This window comes from Saccharibacter floricola DSM 15669 (assembly GCF_000378165.1).
Taxonomy (GTDB): domain Bacteria; phylum Pseudomonadota; class Alphaproteobacteria; order Acetobacterales; family Acetobacteraceae; genus Saccharibacter; species Saccharibacter floricola.
Window position 1 is genome coordinate 17,448 of the sequence record NZ_KB899345.1, and the last position, 17,503, is coordinate 34,950.

General features: G+C 51.8%; 19 protein-coding genes and 1 tRNA gene. 5 read left to right on the forward strand and 15 right to left on the reverse strand.

Features of this window, described 5'->3' with window-relative positions:
* Positions 1-78 precede the first annotated feature (78 nt).
* A complete protein-coding gene (locus tag F457_RS0109915) occupies positions 79-1,197 on the reverse strand; it encodes an O-antigen ligase family protein (protein WP_018980987.1) in 1,119 nt (372 codons plus the stop codon).
* Entirely contained in the window at positions 1,194-2,261 is a 1,068-nt protein-coding gene (locus F457_RS12835; RefSeq protein ID WP_018980988.1) for a glycosyltransferase family protein, read from the reverse strand. The genes F457_RS0109915 and F457_RS12835 overlap by 4 nt, the downstream gene beginning before the upstream one ends.
* A 204-nt stretch (positions 2,262-2,465) precedes the next feature.
* On the opposite strand from F457_RS12835, the gene F457_RS0109925 reads away from it, so the two are divergent.
* Entirely contained in the window at positions 2,466-4,379 is a 1,914-nt protein-coding gene (locus tag F457_RS0109925; protein WP_018980989.1) for an OPT family oligopeptide transporter, read from the forward strand.
* A gap of 19 nt (positions 4,380-4,398) precedes the next feature.
* On the opposite strand, the gene F457_RS0109930 is transcribed toward F457_RS0109925, so the two are convergent.
* Positions 4,399-5,004, reverse strand: coding sequence for a hypothetical protein (locus F457_RS0109930; protein ID WP_018980990.1), 606 nt, complete (start codon positions 5,002-5,004; stop codon positions 4,399-4,401).
* A 262-nt stretch (positions 5,005-5,266) separates the two neighbouring features.
* Positions 5,267-5,665 (reverse strand): DUF4142 domain-containing protein, encoded by a 399-nt coding sequence (locus F457_RS0109935; RefSeq protein WP_211209046.1) that lies wholly within the window; start codon positions 5,663-5,665, stop codon positions 5,267-5,269.
* Positions 5,666-5,884: 219 nt separating this feature from the next.
* Here F457_RS0109935 and F457_RS0109940 point away from each other — a divergent pair, with 219 nt between their 5' ends.
* Positions 5,885-6,334: a DUF423 domain-containing protein gene (locus tag F457_RS0109940; protein ID WP_018980992.1), complete on the forward strand. Its 450-nt coding sequence runs from the start codon at positions 5,885-5,887 to the stop codon at positions 6,332-6,334.
* Here F457_RS0109940 and F457_RS0109945 read toward each other — a convergent pair.
* Positions 6,331-6,648 carry a hypothetical protein gene (locus F457_RS0109945; RefSeq protein WP_245539146.1) on the reverse strand — a complete coding sequence of 106 codons (318 nt, stop codon included), beginning with the start codon at positions 6,646-6,648 and terminating at the stop codon, positions 6,331-6,333. The genes F457_RS0109940 and F457_RS0109945 overlap by 4 nt on opposite strands.
* Positions 6,649-6,750: 102 nt before the next feature.
* Between F457_RS0109945 and F457_RS0109950 the strand changes: the two genes are divergently transcribed.
* Positions 6,751-7,257 carry a thioredoxin family protein gene (locus F457_RS0109950; RefSeq protein ID WP_018980994.1) on the forward strand — a complete coding sequence of 169 codons (507 nt, stop codon included), beginning with the start codon at positions 6,751-6,753 and terminating at the stop codon, positions 7,255-7,257.
* A gap of 21 nt (positions 7,258-7,278) precedes the next feature.
* Here F457_RS0109950 and F457_RS0109955 read toward each other — a convergent pair whose 3' ends face one another.
* The 10 genes from F457_RS0109955 to ffh all read right to left on the reverse strand — a co-directional run bounded on the left by F457_RS0109955 (position 7,279) and on the right by ffh (position 16,426).
* On the reverse strand, positions 7,279-8,481 hold the full coding sequence (locus F457_RS0109955) for a pyridoxal phosphate-dependent aminotransferase (RefSeq protein WP_018980995.1): 1,203 nt from the start codon (positions 8,479-8,481) through the stop codon (positions 7,279-7,281).
* The gene (locus F457_RS0109960; protein ID WP_018980996.1) at positions 8,481-9,683 is read right to left on the reverse strand and encodes a pyridoxal phosphate-dependent aminotransferase; all 1,203 of its coding nucleotides are present in this window, start codon (positions 9,681-9,683) and stop codon (positions 8,481-8,483) included. Before F457_RS0109960 ends, F457_RS0109955 begins: the two co-directional genes overlap by 1 nt.
* A gap of 62 nt (positions 9,684-9,745) precedes the next feature.
* Positions 9,746-10,855: a 3-isopropylmalate dehydrogenase gene (leuB, locus tag F457_RS0109965; RefSeq protein WP_018980997.1), complete on the reverse strand. Its 1,110-nt coding sequence runs from the start codon at positions 10,853-10,855 to the stop codon at positions 9,746-9,748.
* Positions 10,852-11,475 (reverse strand): 3-isopropylmalate dehydratase small subunit, encoded by a 624-nt coding sequence (gene leuD, locus F457_RS0109970; RefSeq protein WP_018980998.1) that lies wholly within the window; start codon positions 11,473-11,475, stop codon positions 10,852-10,854. Before leuD ends, leuB begins: the two co-directional genes overlap by 4 nt.
* The gene (gene leuC / locus F457_RS0109975; protein WP_018980999.1) at positions 11,475-12,902 is read right to left on the reverse strand and encodes a 3-isopropylmalate dehydratase large subunit; all 1,428 of its coding nucleotides are present in this window, start codon (positions 12,900-12,902) and stop codon (positions 11,475-11,477) included. The genes leuD and leuC overlap by 1 nt, the downstream gene beginning before the upstream one ends.
* A gap of 14 nt (positions 12,903-12,916) precedes the next feature.
* Positions 12,917-13,309, reverse strand: coding sequence for a 50S ribosomal protein L19 (gene rplS / locus F457_RS0109980; RefSeq protein ID WP_018981000.1), 393 nt, complete (start codon positions 13,307-13,309; stop codon positions 12,917-12,919).
* Positions 13,310-13,340: 31 nt separating this feature from the next.
* On the reverse strand, positions 13,341-14,036 hold the full coding sequence (trmD, locus tag F457_RS0109985) for a tRNA (guanosine(37)-N1)-methyltransferase TrmD (RefSeq protein ID WP_018981001.1): 696 nt from the start codon (positions 14,034-14,036) through the stop codon (positions 13,341-13,343).
* Positions 14,033-14,575 (reverse strand): ribosome maturation factor RimM, encoded by a 543-nt coding sequence (gene rimM, locus F457_RS0109990; protein WP_018981002.1) that lies wholly within the window; start codon positions 14,573-14,575, stop codon positions 14,033-14,035. Before rimM ends, trmD begins: the two co-directional genes overlap by 4 nt.
* A gap of 30 nt (positions 14,576-14,605) precedes the next feature.
* Positions 14,606-14,950, reverse strand: a complete 345-nt coding sequence (gene rpsP, locus F457_RS0109995; protein ID WP_018981003.1) for a 30S ribosomal protein S16 — start codon at positions 14,948-14,950, stop codon at positions 14,606-14,608.
* A gap of 57 nt (positions 14,951-15,007) precedes the next feature.
* Positions 15,008-16,426 carry a signal recognition particle protein gene (gene ffh / locus F457_RS0110000; RefSeq protein WP_026294342.1) on the reverse strand — a complete coding sequence of 473 codons (1,419 nt, stop codon included), beginning with the start codon at positions 16,424-16,426 and terminating at the stop codon, positions 15,008-15,010.
* A 179-nt stretch (positions 16,427-16,605) separates the two neighbouring features.
* Between ffh and F457_RS0110005 the strand changes: the two genes are divergently transcribed.
* Both F457_RS0110005 and F457_RS0110010 read left to right on the forward strand, forming a co-directional pair.
* Positions 16,606-16,695: transfer RNA gene (locus F457_RS0110005), tRNA-Ser, on the forward strand.
* A gap of 203 nt (positions 16,696-16,898) precedes the next feature.
* Positions 16,899-17,468: a hydrolase gene (locus tag F457_RS0110010; RefSeq protein WP_018981005.1), complete on the forward strand. Its 570-nt coding sequence runs from the start codon at positions 16,899-16,901 to the stop codon at positions 17,466-17,468.
* The last annotated feature ends 35 nt before the right edge of the window (positions 17,469-17,503 follow it).

Sequence of the window (17,503 nt, forward strand, 5' to 3'; positions counted from 1 at the left end):
CTCTTATATTGCCGTCACGCTACAGCAAAAATATCATCAAGCGTTTATCATAGCGCCAAAATTAGGACGATACACATGTTACAGCTGCACTTTCCCACCCTGCCCATAGAAGGTACGGTCACAATCCACTAAGCACAGCCACGGCACCCAAAGGACATACCAGATTTCAGATGGCCCTTTAAGAGGGCATGCAATGTCTGTCATCACGACGAGCGCTATGAAGGAAAAGACTGCCATAACCTCCCAATCTCTGCGTTTGAGACAACGCACCATCGGCCATCCAAAAGCCAAGACAAGCAACAACTCTCCAACAAACCCATAGCTATAAAAAGTGCCTAGATAGAGATTATGCGCATGCGCAAACAATTGACCATCAACAGCGACACGCACCGGTGCACCTTGGCCGTGGCCAATCCATGGTCTTTGCCAGCTCTGTCCCCATACTGTTTTCCAAATAAGGCGATGATAGCTATCGCCGCGCGCTACAGCGTCTTGCATAAAAGACGCAACCCGCCTCCACAGGATAACACCACTGACAAAAAGTGAGCCCCCGACAAGAGTACATAAGCGCCAAAACCGGCCTTTCTGTGCTGTTACAGCCAGCAGCAATACCGCCACAGCAACAGCAACACACGGTGTGCGGCTCCCACTAAAGACCATAAAAGAAGGAAGGATCAGCAAAGCGGCTATCGTATCCGATGATGCTTTCTCGTTCTTTAGGAAAGACGCGCTTGCCCATAGAAAACATATCCCAGCGATAATCACGGCGGGCAATGTGGTGTGCAATACCCCAACCCCACCGGGCCTGTCTCTGCTCTCTAAGCCTAAAAGAAGTGTCAACAACGTCACGCCAGCATTGAGTGACATCCCAATGACACACACACGCTTGAGCTGATACGAGAAGTCTGGACGATCCCTTAATGCTAGCACGCCCCCCAACAGAAAAAGAGCTGTACACACGACATCAGCAATACCATGCCATGACGGGCTCCACGTGATACTCAGCAAGGCCCAAAGAACAAAAAGACCGCCCCCGAACGCTTCACGCGGGACAACCAAGGCCCCACACGCTACACGGCCCATAAAAAGGGGAATAAAGAGGAGGTAAAAACATAAGGCCCATACCGGCAAAGACGGCATGACAAAACCGCTTGCGACAAAACCGAGCACAATGAAAGGCCAATATCGCGTGATCATAGAGAAAGCGCGTCCCAAAACTCACGGTTCGTGCCATTTTCTCCCAAAGCATGATGAATAATATAATCAGCAATACGGCGCTCATTAAAAAGCTCATGATAACGCCGCCATCCCGCACGAGCGACGCGTTGCCGCTCTTTTGTATCATGATGATAAAAATCAATATGATCGACTAATTCACTAATAGAGCTAAAAAAAGCCATTTCATCGTCAGCAAAAAACTGATCATAACCTGTTTTACGTTCTATAAGAATTAACTGACCTGAGCCAATCATGTGAGCTAGTCGATCGGAACTATACAAAGGATAGTCCGCACGTCGGCTAATATTCAGCCCCATCGCCGCATTCCCCAAACGCTCCGCATAGTCTGCCCCACTGCAATAAGGCTGTCCGCGCACTCCTGCATAAGAAAAACGGATAGTCTCTGGCGCATGCTCTTCCAACATGTGGCAAAACGCATTCATTTCCCACGATGTGCCGCACACAATCCGTTGTCGTGCTGGATTGCCACACGCATAAAAGACATCAGCCTCTAGCTCACGTTTTTCATGAGCCCGCCCACGCTCAACAGACCAATCAACAGGGTTTGGTAAAAAACCGGCTTTACCCTTTGGCCCTATCAACTGCCTTACCATAGGCCCTGCTGTTGAAATAAAACTTGCATCGACAACCTCATGTCGCGCCGCAAAGTCACGCGCATTCTCTTCCACAAAAAGAGCGTCGATGTTCCATTGTATGACCACTAAACCCGGGAGGGCTTGCTTAATGTCCGCAATAACGTCTGGTGGAATCATATAGCCATGACCCAACAAAAGGATATCAGGACGGCATGAGAGCATGAACTCTTTCAATGCACGGCAAAGATGCCCTCTTCCCCACCGACGACTACGAAACCATCCACTTGCTCTAGCAACATCACGATAAGAAAAATTAATGACATGGTGGCCATTGCGAATAAGACCATTCGTCAGCTTACCCCCTACGCTAAATTGGCTTGGAGCACGCTTCTTTAAACTAAAGAAAAAATCACCAACGTGAACAATCTTGAGGCTGCGTTGAATCATACTCTTGAACTAGGCCCATAAGCTGTCCTGACACAATAGGCAGCTCTCAGTTTCCTCTTCTCCCCAACCATCCTGTATCGTCTCATATTTCTGCTCACTTAGAGGGACAGAAGAGAAAGCACTCCTTATAATGTTGACACATCGCAATAAAAAGAACACATCTCAACAATTGACAGGACGACGCTGATAGGGAACGAACGCAACATGCCTTATAGACATCTTCACACAGCGTCTCCCAAAGAACTTACCATACGTGGCATTCTCCTCGGTGCCCTTATTACAGTCATCTTTACCGCAGCCAATGTTTATTTGGGCCTCAAACTTGGCCTCACTTTCGCCTCGTCTATTCCCGCCGCTATTATCTCCATGGCCGTTTTGCGCCTTTTAGGCCGTAGCTCCGTGTTGGAAAATAATATGGTTCAAACGCAGGCCTCCGCAGCAGGTACTTTATCGTGTGTATTTGCCGCTCTTCCCGGGCTTGTGTTGGTCGGCTGGTGGCAATCTTTCCCCTATATTCCTACCGTTATTTTGACGATGGCTGGCGGAATGACGGGCGTTCTGTTCACCATTCCTTTACGACGCGCGCTCGTCACAGAGTCCCAACTCCCCTACCCAGAAGGCACAGCATGCGCAGAAATTTTACATGCGTCTTCCCCTGAAGGAGATCGTAACCAACTGCGTCTTCTCGGTATCGGCAGCCTTGTGTCAGCCTGTGCCAGCTTCGCAACCTCAGGCCTCAACCTTCTTGCAGGGAGCGTCTCTTATGCGACGCGTTTAGGCTCGTCAGTCTTTAGTATCAGCGGGTCTTTTTCCTTCGCCCTCTTGGGCACGGGTTATCTCGTTGGTCTTTCCGGCGGGATTGCCATGCTACTCGGTGTGTTACTGGCATGGGACGTTCTTGTCCCACTCTTTGGCGCCTTATCCCCATCAACTCATCCCTTGCAAGATGCGCCTCTTCTATGGGCTCATAAGGTACGCTTTATCGGTGCCGGCGTCATTGCCATTGCTTCCTTGTGGACACTTCTCCGCCTTAGTCGCCCTGTTGTCCGTGGTGTGCGCACAGCTTTCTCAGCCTCTCTTCGAGCACTCAGTGATGAAACAGATCGTGATCTCTCGCCTCGCACCATTATCATTTTAGGCTTAATTCTTACCGCCCTGCTCGCTATTATTTTCGGATGGTTTCTGCTTCCTGCCGGATTAGGATGGCACAGCATCCTTCTCATGACATCACTCGGCGTTTTCCTCTGTCTGACACTTGGGTTTATCGTCGCCAGCGCTTGCGGCTATATGGCCGGGATTGTTGGGTCTTCATCATCTCCCATTTCAGGCATTGGCATCATTGCCATTATGAGCATCGGACTTATTTTTTGCGCCCTTGAGACCACGCATTTGCTCACCCCTGCCCAGCGCCCAATGGCCATTGGCTTTAGTTTGTTTATTCTCTCAGCCATTACAGCATCAGCAGCTGTCTCCAACGATAATTTACAAGACCTCAAAACTGGGCAGCTTCTCGGAGCCACACCATGGAAACAAGAGATTGCCCTTCTTATCGGTTGCGGCGTCGGTGCTCTCGTTATCCCTTGGCTATTAAATATTATCTATAATGCCTACGGCCTTGCCGGTCATATGCCTCACCCTGGGATGAATCCTGCCCAAGCACTCCCCGCCCCACAACCCGCTTTAATGGCTGCCTTAGCACAGGGTATCATCAACCATAGCTTAGACTGGACGATGTTAGAAATTGGGGCTCTTCTGGGGTGCTTCCTCATCATAGCTGACACACTATCCCGTCGTTTTAACGCCCCCCTCCCCCCGCTTGCTCTGGGAATGGGGCTCTATCTCCCTCCGGATGTCTCGGTGATCGTTGCCGTAGGAGCCATCCTTGGGCGTATTCTTCATCATGGGAGCAAAAAACGTGGCACGATGATTGCGTCTGGTTTTATTGTTGGGGAAAGCGTTATGGGCGTCCTGTTGGCAGGGATCAGCAGTGCAAGCGGACATACCGACACACTCAGCCTCTCCCTGCCCTCATGGCTCCAAACGAGCCTTGGCATTGTTGTCTTTATCAGTGTTCTTGGGTGGTTTTCCCGCCAAGTGATGCGGTCGTCCCCTCACTGAGAGTGAGGGAAAGCATCCTTTAGTCTTTCCACCATTGGATAGGCTCTTGCTCTTCTACCACGTTCGCTTCTTTTACAGCAGTCTGTATTTTCTTACGCTTCTGGTTTTGACGACGAACAATCGTTTTTTCGTGCTCTCTCGCATGGTGCAACTCAGCTTTAACACGCAATGTTTCTTCTTGCTGAGCCTCAAGAGCCTTTTTCTGTTCATCAACCTGAAGACGATAATGCGCTAAACGGGTCTCGAAACTCTGCAGACGTTGTTTTAACGCTTCTGTCTCCGCTTCCGCGTCGTGGTAGCGGCGTTTTTCTGCACGCAACTCACGTCGTAACTGCTCCGCATCATTTTGCTCATCTAACGTTGCAGTGCCACCCTGACGATTGTCTCGGAAAAACTGCCGACTCTGCGCCTTACGACCTTGTGCTGCATGTTCTACAATGACGTGATTACCACCAGAAAAGCGGCGCCTACGCCCAAAAGCTGCATTCCCTCTTGTTGGCTCATGTGGACGCGCTGATGATGTCATTCTGGAATCATCATGACGTGGAGAATCGCCATCACTTGCCCCAAGACGAGAAAGAGCCTGACGAAGAGAATCTTCAGTTAAGTGCGGATCTTCTTGCATACGTAAAATTCTACAATCGTACTATCTAAATCAACTACCCAAACTTCTCGAACCCACAGCTGGTCACGCATTACCGTAACCTTTCTAGCAGAGCCCTAAAGAAGCTACTGGCAGAAGCATGCCTGTCATCCCACGATTAAGGCAGGCCCTGCCATATTGTCGGACATGTTGCTACTCTATTTTTATCCCCATGTCACCCTAAAGGGTAACACTAACACAGACATTAATTGTGAATAATCACGCCCCTTCACAAAGAAGTTATTTAATATCTCACGAGATCACGGGCTTTTTTTTGCATTTCCTGCCCAATCTGTAACGCTGATCCTGCAAGATTTTTTACATCCGCTGTACTTCCTTTCTTTTGCAAGCTTTCTATTTTTCGATAATCGTTCGCAACAAAAGAACGCGAGATTACTTGCAAAAAGGCATGGTCAAACGCTCGCCCATAAAGGTGAGAAAGACGCTTCGCTGAGTTCTGATCTTCCATACTCAAAGAAGACGGAAGTGTTACATGTAAAGGCTGAATTAACTTTGTGATCGCATCTTGATGCTTTTTATAAGAATCAGAAAGCTGACTTGAAAACTGCTTCACAAGGTCACGTTCGCTGTGGCTTGGCACTAATGCCACTAATGTTTGAATGAAAAGAGCACGCTCATTCATCACTTGAATCGCTGGGAAATCCTCGCTGCTTATAGGGGGTACAGCAGGGCTAACCGGGCCCTTTGGAAGGGGGGGAGCTGGAGGCGCATCCGGGGCAAGCACGGTATCACACCCTCCAAGCGTTAACACCAACCCACCTAACACACTGTACTTGGCCAGCTTTGTCATAAATTCTATTCTTCCTTCTCTCTATAGCTGCTCTTTTTAAAAGGTGATCTTATGCAGCCCTCTTATATGAAACACAGCCCCACAAGCTCGCCCTCGTCTTCCTCACTCCATACCAGCCTTATATTAAGAGCCTGTTTCGCTACAGCCGCTCTTATGAGTGGGATCAGTGTTGCTCTCCAAGCTATAGCTGCTCATTTGCCGGAGGCCGCATTCTCCCCTCCTCATGGGCGTGATATGGTTCATATGGCAGCAAACATCGCTTTATGGCACGGGATTGCACTTTGTGCCCTCACAATTGGAGCCCCTTATTTACACCCATTACGCACACGCCTTGCTTGTGTAGGAATGATGCTTGGCACACTGCTTTTTAGCATTTCGGTAACTCTGTATGGCCTTCACATAACAAGCAGCGCCCCACCAGCTCCTTTTGGAGGTTCTCTCCTTATTCTGTCATGGCTCTTAGTGGCAAGTGCTCCCTTTCAACGCCGCTCCTCATCTTAAGAGTTTTTTTTCCAACGCGCCCATCCCCAGAGCATCCCCATTTGTAGGGCAAAAGCGAGTAAAAAACAGACAACCACAATCGCACTCATGATCAGCTGTTCTCGCCCTAATGCGCTCGTAATATGGAAAAGAACATAAGCCCGCTGCCACAAAGCCGTCCCTGCTGCGTGTTGCACGATATGTGACACGGGTGCGCAAAAACGCACAAGTGCCATAAACAGCAATGTAAGACCAATAAGGCCGGCTGTTCGCCCCAAGGTTGAAGCGATACTTACTTCATTTTTAGCAGAAATCGTGTTTTCGTTACGAGCCACACACTCTCCCTTCATTCATCAAGCCATCAGGTGCCTAGACCATAACGGGCATTCGGGTACATATGAATAGGGTGACACTCTATTCCTGACGATAAGGTTTTTATGCGTTTTTTCTCTTTTGCCGCCCTAGCCGGCTTTGCCGCTCTCTTCGCGCAGCCAGCTCACGCTACAGCTTCTGCGCCGCCTACCCTCCATAACAGCGCGATAAAACCGGCCGCAGCACCTTATCCTGACGCATCCCTTGCTCCCATCCAAGTCCGTGAAGCTTTCATGACTGCACGGAAAACACATCGCCGTGTTCTTCTCGATTTTGGCGCTAATTGGTGCCCAGACTGTCGGATTCTCGCCGGCATTATGGCTTCGCCTGACGTTTCCTTTTGGCTAGAGAAGAACTTTGTTATCGTTCCCATCAATGTTGAACGCCTCACGGCCAATATGGACATCGCCCATCATTACAACGTTAACATTACAGCCATACCCACCGTACTCATGCTGACCAGTGATGGCCGTCTTCTCAATAAAGACGGAACCCTTTCCTTAGGCAACGCCCGCCGTATGTCTCCACAAGCCGTTGTTGATTTGATCGCTCAATGGAACGCACGGCCTTGACCCTTATGAGCGCTCTTAGCTTTATCGGATTCCCTGCACAAAGCGTTTAAGCCGCGTGCAGGCTTCCATCAGCTGTTCATCCGATGCGGCGAATGACAGGCGCACATGCGGCCCTAAACCAAACGCAGAACCCGGCACAACGGCTAAATGTTCTTCTTCCAGCAAAGCTTCTGCAAAGGCGACATCACTGTCCAGCTTATACCCTGCTGCTGAACATTTCCCGATGAAAGACTTGATCCCCGGATACGCGTAAAAAGCACCCTCAGGCATTGCACATGTCAAACCCGGGATCGCACGCAAAATTTCAACGACCTTATTGCGTCGTCGCTCATAGGTCGCCCGCATGGTTTCAACACCGTCCATGCCACCATATAGCGCTGCCTTGGCACCGCCCTGCGCTAAGGTGCAAATGCCTGATGTTATATTGCCCTGCACTTTAACCATCGCCCGGATCAACGCTTCAGGCCCGTACGCAAACCCAACACGCCACCCCGTCATCGCATAGGCTTTACTCACACCATTGACGATAAGAATGCGATCCGCCAAGTCCGGCGCTACTTGCGCTAAAGAAAGATGTGTCCGCCCATCAAAGGTGAGATGCTCATACATCTCATCACACATAATCAAAACATGCGGCGCAGTACGTAAAACCTCAGCAATAGCCTCAAGGTCTTTGCGCTCTAAAATAGCTCCCGTTGGATTATTCGGGAAGTTGAGCACCAGCCAACGCGTTTTTGGCGTGATGGCTTGAGCTATATGAGCAGCATCAGGCCGGAAGCCGTCCTCTTCACGACACACAACATCAACGGGCACACCGCCAAACATCCGCGCGATGAGGGGGTAGCTCACCCAATAAGGCGACGGAACAATCACCTCATCCCCTTCTTCCAACGACGCCATGAAGGCGTTGAAAATGACCTGTTTGCCACCATTGGAGACCATGAGCTGCGAGAGCTTTGCCTCCAGCCCATTATCGCGCTTAAACTTATACGCAATGGCCTCCAGTAAATCTTTTTGCCCAACAACCGGCGGATACCCTGTCCGCCCCTCTTCCACTTCACCAATCGCTCCGGTGAGCGCCTCAGCTGGCGATGGGAAATCAGGCTGTCCCAATGCAAGTGAGAGCACAGGTTTTCCCTGTGCTGCAAGCTCACGCGCTCGCGTCGCTACAGCAATCGTAGCGGGAGCTGGAAGAGACGAAATCCGCGTTGCTGGACGAAACATTACTGCACCCCCTCACAAAAGCGACAAATACGCGCACATGCTTCGACCAAAAGCTCTGTGCTCGTCGCATAAGAGACACGGAAATAGCCCGGCATCAAAAACGCAGAACCATGCACAGCCGCAACGCCTGTTTCTTCCAACAAAGCTGTCACGAAGTCTTCATCCGTGGTCAATTGTGTCCCTTGAGGAGAAGAACGTCCAAGGAGTTTCTTGATCGAAACAAAGACATAAAATGCCCCTTCTGGACGCTGGCACTCCAACCCCGGAACCGAAGAGAGCGCCTCCACGACTTGATCACGACGCCCTTGATACACAGAAACCATCTCATCAATACAGTCCTGAGGCCCCGTCACCGCAGCTAGTGCCGCCGCTTGCGCAATCGAGCAGGCATTGCTGGTGCTTTGGCCTTGAAGCTTAATGAGCTGCTTCGTTAGCTCAACAGGTGCCGCCGCAAAACCAATACGCCATCCCGTCATCGCATAAGCTTTGCTCACGCCATTCATCGTTACGGTGCGATCACGCAAACGCGGCTCAACCTGCACCATTGTTGATGACACACGCCCATCGTAAATCAGCTTGGCGTAAATATCATCTGTCAGTAGCCAAACCTGTGGGTGTTCTAACAAGACATCCGCCAACGCACGCAGCTCTTCCGGAGAGTAGGCTGACCCTGTCGGGTTGCATGGAGAGTTCAACACAAGCCAGCGTGTCTGTGGCGTAATCGCCTGACGCAATTGCTCTGCTGTCAGACGAAAACCCGTTGCTTCTTCAGTCGGGACGACAACAGGCGTTCCATCAGCCAAACGCACAATGTCAGGATAAGACACCCATGCTGGGGCGGGAATGATAACCTCATCACCCGCATTGAGCGTCGCGGTCATCACATTATAAATGACCTGCTTTCCCCCTGTGGAAACCGTAATCTCCTCAGGACGATAATCAAGGTCAAAATCTTTATTGAGCCACGCAGCGACCGCTTTACGCAGCTCAATGGTGCCTGCGACATCAGTATATTTCGTCTCACCACGATTGATCGCCTCAATGGCCGCTTGTTTAACGAAATCTGGCGTATCAAAGTCCGGCTCACCCGCAGAAAGACTGATGATATCCCGCCCCTCAGCTTTCAAGGCGCGGGCCTTCTGGGTAATAGCAATCGTCTGACTGGGCAAAATACGCCCCATACGATCAGCACTTACGGCCATACTCGTCTCTCCCTATATGATAGCCCCGCCCTTTTCACAGTAAGGAGGGGCGTCAATCGCTCTTAAGCCTGCGCTGCCATTTTCTTCAATACAGCCTCGCCCATTTGCTCTGTGGTGGCACGGGCATCACCTTCGCCAGCAATATCGGCCGTCCGCAACCCATCGGCCAATACGCCAGAGACGGCGCGCTCAATCAGTTCAGCATCCTCTGGACGGTTGAGCGAGTAGCGCAACAGCATCGCCAAAGACAGAATTTGCGCGAGTGGATTAGCACTCCCCTTGCCCGCAATATCCGGTGCACTGCCATGAATAGGCTCATACAACGCGGCACGCTTGCCGTGCTCATTCTCCGCCCCCAGCGTTGCAGAAGGCAGCATACCAAGAGACCCTGTCAGCATGGAGGCGAGGTCAGACAGCAGATCCCCGAACAAATTGCCTGTCACCATCACGTCAAACTGACGTGGATCACGCACAAGCTGCATTGCGCAATTGTCAGCCAGCATATGCGTCAACGTGACATCAGAATACTCAGCCTTATGGAGACTCGTCACCACCTCACGCCATAGCAAGCCACTTTCCATGACGTTGCCTTTTTCGACCGAGCAAACACGCCCATCGCGCTGGCGTGCCAACTCAAACGCCACACGCGCCACGCGCTCAATCTCTGCGGTGGTATACACTTCCGTATTCACCCCGCGCTTCGTGCCATCAGGCAGGGTCTCAATACCACGCGGCTCACCGAAATAAACACCACCAACCGTTTCACGCACGATCATCAAGTCCAGCCCACGCACCACTTCCGGCTTTAGTGCAGAAGCTGACAACAGCGCGTCAAAAAGCTTAGCGGGACGTAAATTCGCGTATAACCCGAGCTCTTTACGAAGGCGTAGAATCGCCACTTCTGGGCGCTTCTCAAACGGCGCATCTTTCCAAGCCGGGTCACCGACTGAACCAAACAAGACGGCATCCGCATGACGCGCCTGCTCAATGACCTCATCACGAATAGGCGTATCATGGGCTTTCAGAGAGGCCCCACCGACGAGCTCTTCCGTCAACTCAACATTAAGCCCGCGATGGTCGCGCAACCAATGCAGCACTTTAACAGCTTGCGCCATAATCTCAGGGCCAATGCCATCACCGGGCAGAAGAAGCAGTTGATGGGTGTCGCTCATGAGTTTTCCCCTTGCGTTGATGGGATCCATGCCCGGTTAGCGCGTTGTTCAAATTGCTCAATCTCCCCCTCACGCAGAAGGGTTTGAGAGATGTTATCAAGCCCTTCCAAGAGGTTATGACGCCAGAACGGATCAACATCAAAAGGGATCGTTTCGCCGTCAGGACGGACAATCTGTTGTTTTTCCAGATCAACCGTTAAGCGCGCATTTTCCCCCTGACGCGCATCATCCATCAGCGTTTCACAAATCTCTAAAGGGAGACGGATGGGCAGCAGACCGTTCTTAAAACAGTTACTGTGGAAAATATCAGCAATGCTCGGTGCAATCACACAGCGAATACCAAAATCTTGCAGAGCCCACGGCGCATGCTCACGCGATGAACCACAGCCAAGATTATCTAGGGTAATTAAGATGCCTGCTTTTCGATAAGCTGGTTTATTGAGAACAAAATCAGGCTTCTCATTCCCTTGCTCATCATAACGCTGATCAGCAAACAAATGCTTTCCAAGCCCCGTCCGCTGAATCGTCTTCAAAAAACGTGCTGGGATAATTTGGTCTGTATCAATATTCTCTTGTGGGAGCGGTGCTGCCACTGTCGTCAGACGTGTAAACTTCTCCATCACCGCGCTCCTTCCATCAGCTCACGCACATCACATAACGTCCCCGTCACAGCCGCTGCTGCAGCCATACTGGGGGAACATAGATGTGTTCGCCCTTGCGGCCCTTGCCGCCCTTCAAAATTTCGGTTGGATGTCGATGCGCAGCGTTGCTGTGTCTCAAGCTTGTCTGGGTTCATTCCCAAACACATCGAACAGCCCGCTTCGCGCCACTCAAACCCAGCATCACGGAAAATTTTATCAAGCCCTTCGGCTTCCGCCTGCTGTCGCACAAGCCCTGACCCCGGGACGACCATCGCACGCACGGAAGGCACCACTTTACGGTTCTGGACAATCGCAGCAGCGGCTCGCAAATCTTCAATGCGGCTATTGGTGCAAGAGCCAATAAAGACCGCATCCACTGGCGTTCCAGCCAGCTTCTGCCCTGCCTCAAGCCCCATATAGCTCAACGTGCGACGAATACGCTCCGCTCTTGCTGAATCCGTCGCCTCATCAGGGCTCGGCACTCGCCCATCAATGGACATCACATCTTCAGGGCTTGTTCCCCATGTCAGTGACGGCTTGATCTCCGCCGCATCAAGAAAGACTTCCTTGTCGTAATGCGCCCCGTCATCAGAGCGCAGACTCTGCCAATAAGCAACAGCCTGCTCAAAAGCCTCCCCCTTAGGGGCATAAGAACGCCCTTTGACATACGCAAAGGTCGTCTCATCAGGAGCCACCATCCCTGCACGGGCACCAGCTTCGATCGACATATTGCACAGCGTCATCCGGCCCGCCATATCCAACGCGCGCACAGCAGAGCCTGCATATTCAATAACGTAGCCCGTCCCACCAGCTGTCCCGGTGCGGCCAATGATCGCCAGCATAATATCTTTTGCCGTCACGCCCGGGCCAATCTGGCCCTCCACACGAACAAGCATGTTCTTCGCACGCTTTTGCAACAATGTTTGCGTTGCAAGCACATGCTCCACTTCAGACGTCCCAATGCCAAACGCCAAAGAGCCCAAGGCTCCATGCGTCGAGGTATGGCTATCCCCACACACAATGGTCATACCCGGCAAGGAAATCCCCTGCTCTGGCCCTACCACATGGGCGATACCCTGTTTACGTGACAGAAGTGGAAAATACGGAACCCCAAATTCCTCGACATTACGCTCCAGCGTTTCAATCTGAAGACGACTCTGCTGATCTTCAATCGGCAGCGAGCGATCTGAGGTCGGGACATTATGGTCGGCTACAGCAAAAGTAGCCCCGGGACGCCGCACCGGGCGCCCCGCTGCCCGCAAGCCTTCAAAAGCCTGCGGACTGGTCACCTCATGAAGGAGGTGACGGTCAATGTAGAGAAGGCACGTCCCGTCTTCGAGGGTAAGGACCACATGATCATCCCAGATTTTGTCATATAACGTTCTGGGAGAAGACGGTTTGTGCATTTCTCTATCTCCAGTTAGGACGCAGCCTTTTTGCTGCCTTTGTTAACATCACGCGGACGCTCGGCGATACGTGCTGACTTACCAGAACGACCACGCAGGTAATACAGTTTCGCACGACGAACCTTACCGCGACGCACTACCTTAATCTCTGCGATCGTCGGTGAGAAGAGCGGGAACACACGTTCCACACCTTCACCGTTAGAAACCTTGCGCACAGTGAAGCTGCTACCCAATGCGCGGTTGCTACGAGAGATCACAACACCCTCGAAAACCTGAACACGCTCACGTGTCCCTTCAACAACGCGCACACCCACGCGAACCGTATCACCTGGAGCGAATTCCGGCACGCCACGAATAGCGGAAAGACGCTCCATCTCGCGCGCCTCATACTGCTGAATAATGTTCATGACCAAACTCCTGAAAAGAAACTCAACTACATTAAGGTCGCTGTTCGTACGCCGCCCATAAATCTGGGCGTTGCGCGCGCGTTACAGCGATGGATTTTTCATGACGCCAACGGGCGATATCCTGATGATGACCAGAAAGAAGAACCGACGGAACATCCCGCCCTTCCCACTCTGCTGGACGCGTATAGTGAGGATATTCAAGCAGGCCTTCAGAGAAACTCTCTTCCTCCCCACTATGAACAGACCCCATAACCCCGGGAAGAAGTCGAACACAGCCATCAAGGAGCGCTAAAGCCGGGATTTCTCCTCCCGAAAGCACAAAGTCTCCCATACAGAACTGCTCAACAGCGTGCTTTTCCAACACGCGCTCGTCCACTCCTTCAAAACGTCCACACAAAATGACGACTCCATCACCTTGCGAAAAACGTTCGATATCCTTTTGCTCTAACCGTTTTCCGCGCGGTGTCGGATAGATCACCGGGCATTGACGGCTCCCCCTTACATCAGACAGCGCATGATCTAATACGTCAGGACGCATCACCATACCTGCCCCACCCCCAAACGGTGTATCATCCAGAGCACGATGCCGACCCCGCCCATAAGGACGCAGATCATGGGCCCGACAGGACCACACATCATTCTCTAAAGCACGACCCGCTAAAGAATACCCCAATGGACCGGGGAACATATCGGGAAAAAGCGTAAGAATATCAGCTTGCCAGGTCATGAGCGTATCTTCACATCACCCGACAAATCACCTTCCACCTCAACCATTTCCGGCAATTCAACCACAAGACGATTCGCCTTACGGTCAATCTCCGGTACGCAGGCCAACGTAAATGGGATAATCTGTCCGCTCTCAAGCTCAAGGCTTGTTCCTGCACCGTAATCATGCACCTTCGTGACAACACCAAGACCTTCACCGGACGACAGAACAGCCTCCATACCGAGCAGATCGACATGGTAAAACTCTTCATCATCCGTTTCAGGCAATGCCTCACGCACGGCATAAAGACGGCGATTGACTAGCTTCTCTGCGGCATTACGATCAGGCAAAGCCTGGCCATCAGCATCAAGAAGTGCAGCAATCCCAGGGGCTTTCCAACGCACATGCCACTGCCCCCCATACTCATCATGCAGCGCACCAATATCCTCCACCATGTCGGCAGTTTCTGTGGCTGGATGAAGACGCACGAGCCCCCGCACACCATGAGGCTTCCCAATGGTGGCAATCAGAACATCACGATCTGAAGGGTGGCGTGGCAAAGGAAATTCTCCCGTTTAAACGTCAGTCAATTAGGAAGCGGCTGCTTCAGCAGCGGCGGCAGCGCGCTCCTGAGCCTTCTTCTTCGGTGCCGATTTCTTGGGCTGGTCACGGAAAACAGGCTTTGGAGCCAGACCGGCATTACCAAGGAAGCGCGCAACACGATCTGTCGTCTGCACACCATTGGACAACCAGTGCTTGATGCGCTCTTCGTTCAAACGCACGCGCTCTTCGTGATCGGAAGGCAGCATTGGGTTATACGCACCGACCTTCTCCACAAAGCGGCCATCACGTGGGCTGCGGCTATCAGCCACAACAATGTGATAGTACGGGCGCTTTTTGGAACCAGCGCGGGAAAGACGAATCTTCAGGCTCATACGAACTCCTGCATATTAAGAGAGTTAAACGTCAACAAACTTCGGCCAAGAGGACACTCAGCCAAAGGGATTAGGGCCACCTGGGCCGCCCATCCCCTTGAACATATCGCCCAGACCTCCGGCACCCCCCATGCCACGCATCATCCCGGACAAACCCATTTTGCTGATACGTTTCATCATGGTGGACATTTCATCAAACTGCTTGAGCAGTCGATTGACCTCTGGCACGCTCGTGCCAGAGCCCGCCGCAATACGCTTTTTCCGCGAGGCTTTAATAATCCCCGGTGTCCGGCGCTCCTGCTCAGTCATGGATGAAATAATCACCTTGTGGCGATCAAAGATCTTAGAATCAAGATTCTTCCCTTCCAGCTTATCCTTCAGCTTACCCATACCGGGCAGCATGCCGAGAATACCGGAGATCGACCCAAGGCGATTAATTTGATTGATCTGTGACACATAGTCATTGAGATCAAACTTGCCGGCGAGCATCTTCTTGGCAACACGCTCACCTTCTTCCTGATCCAGCTGCTCCGACGCTTTTTCAACCAGCCCAGCAACGTCACCAAGCCCCAAAATACGTCCAGCAACACGTTCAGGATGAAATTCTTCTAAAGCGGAAACTTTTTCACCCGACCCGGTGAATTTGATCGGCGCTCCCGTAACAGCCTTCATAGACAAAGCCGCACCACCGCGTGCGTCACCATCCATACGGCTCATCACAACGCCTGTGATACCGATCTGGTCTTTAAAGGCTTGCGCCGTATTCACCGCATCCTGGCCGGTCATCGCATCGACAACCAATAAGGTTTCGGCCGGGCTCGTTGCATCACGCACCTGACGGACTTCATCCATCAGCGCTTCATCAATAGCTAGACGCCCCGCCGTATCAAGCACGACGACATCATAGCCTTCACGACGCCCCGTTTCCATGGCGCGGCGAGCAATCTCCACAGGCTGCTGACCATCAACAATGGCCAAAGACGTAACACGTCCTTCCGTCTGCTGCCCTACCTGCTCAGCTAACTGCTGCAACTGTAACTGCGCTGCCGGACGCTGCACGTCCAAACTTGCAAGCAGCACTTTCTTGCGATCACGTCCCGCTAAACGCAGCGCCAGCTTACCCGATGTGGTGGTTTTCCCAGCCCCCTGCAAACCAACCATCAAAAATGGGATCGGCGCTGGCGCAGAAAGATTAAGCGGAACAACCCCTGCCCCACCGAGCGCCTCAATCAGCGCATCATTAACGATCTTAGCGACAGCCTGACCGGGGGAAACATCATCAAGGACTTCCCCACCAACGGCACGTTCTTTGACATTTTTAACAAAGCTTCGCACCACAGGCAGAGCCACATCCGCTTCCAGCATAGCCAGCCGGACTTCCCGCATAGCTTCTGAAACGTCACTTTCTGAAAGCTTCCCTCCGCGAGAGAGACCTTCAAAGACTTTCGACATTCTACCTGAAAGCTGGTCGAACACGTGATACCCTTAATTCCATGACAAACGCGCCACTGCGCGAACCCTCGCGGAGTGACGTGTCCGTAAACCTTTCCGACTTCTAGGCTGCTGCTTCTTCAACGTCAAGTATTTTGATGGGTTGACGCCGCTTCCGTTTTGATGTTTATGCAGGGTCACGCTTTCAGGAGCGCACAATATGCGGATGGGTGTCCGAGTGGTTTAAGGAACTGGTCTTGAAAACCAGCGTGCGGGGAACCGTACCGTGGGTTCGAATCCCACCCCATCCGCCATAAAATTCCTTCACAAAACAATATGTTATTTTATAAGTAAGCGTGTGATGCGCTATACTTAAGTGAAACACATTCGTTCTATGCAAACCACAGAATTGCTTTATGGAACATTCCCTTTAATAGGTTCTCAGCTCTTCATATGACGACCCGTCTTCAAGGTGCTGCCCTGTCCCCACCTGAATGCTCACGACAAGGATACATCCATGCTTTCCTTACCTAGCGCCCAAACCGCCCTTGTTCTTATTGACCTGCAAAATGGCATCGTTTCACTGCCCACCGCTCCCTATTCAGGGCAGACCGTCGTTGAACGCAGCAAAAAACTAGCGCATCATTTCCGGGAATATGGATCACCCATATTTTTGGTCAATGTGGCTTTCGCATCCGATGGTGCCGACGCACTGCAAGCACCTGTTGATCGCCCACTCACCTCTTCTGACGAAGCACTTCCCTCGGATTGGTCAGAGCTCGTCGATGGGCTAGCAGAACCCACAGATCTCCGCATTACCAAACATCAATGGGGCGCCTTCTTTGGGACAGAGCTCGATCTCCAACTTCGCCGTCGCGGCATTACAACACTCGTCATCGGCGGTATTGCAACCAACTTTGGCGTTGAATCAACAGCTCGAGCAGCCCACGAGCACGGATATAACGTCGTTCTGGTCGAAGATGCGACCACCAGCCTCTCCCCCGAGATGCATCGCTTTGCTTATGAAAGCATTTTCCCAGCATTAGGTCGCACGACAACAAGCGACACTATCACCTTAACAACGTAAGGCATCCCAGAGGGAAGACGCACACATCTACCAAC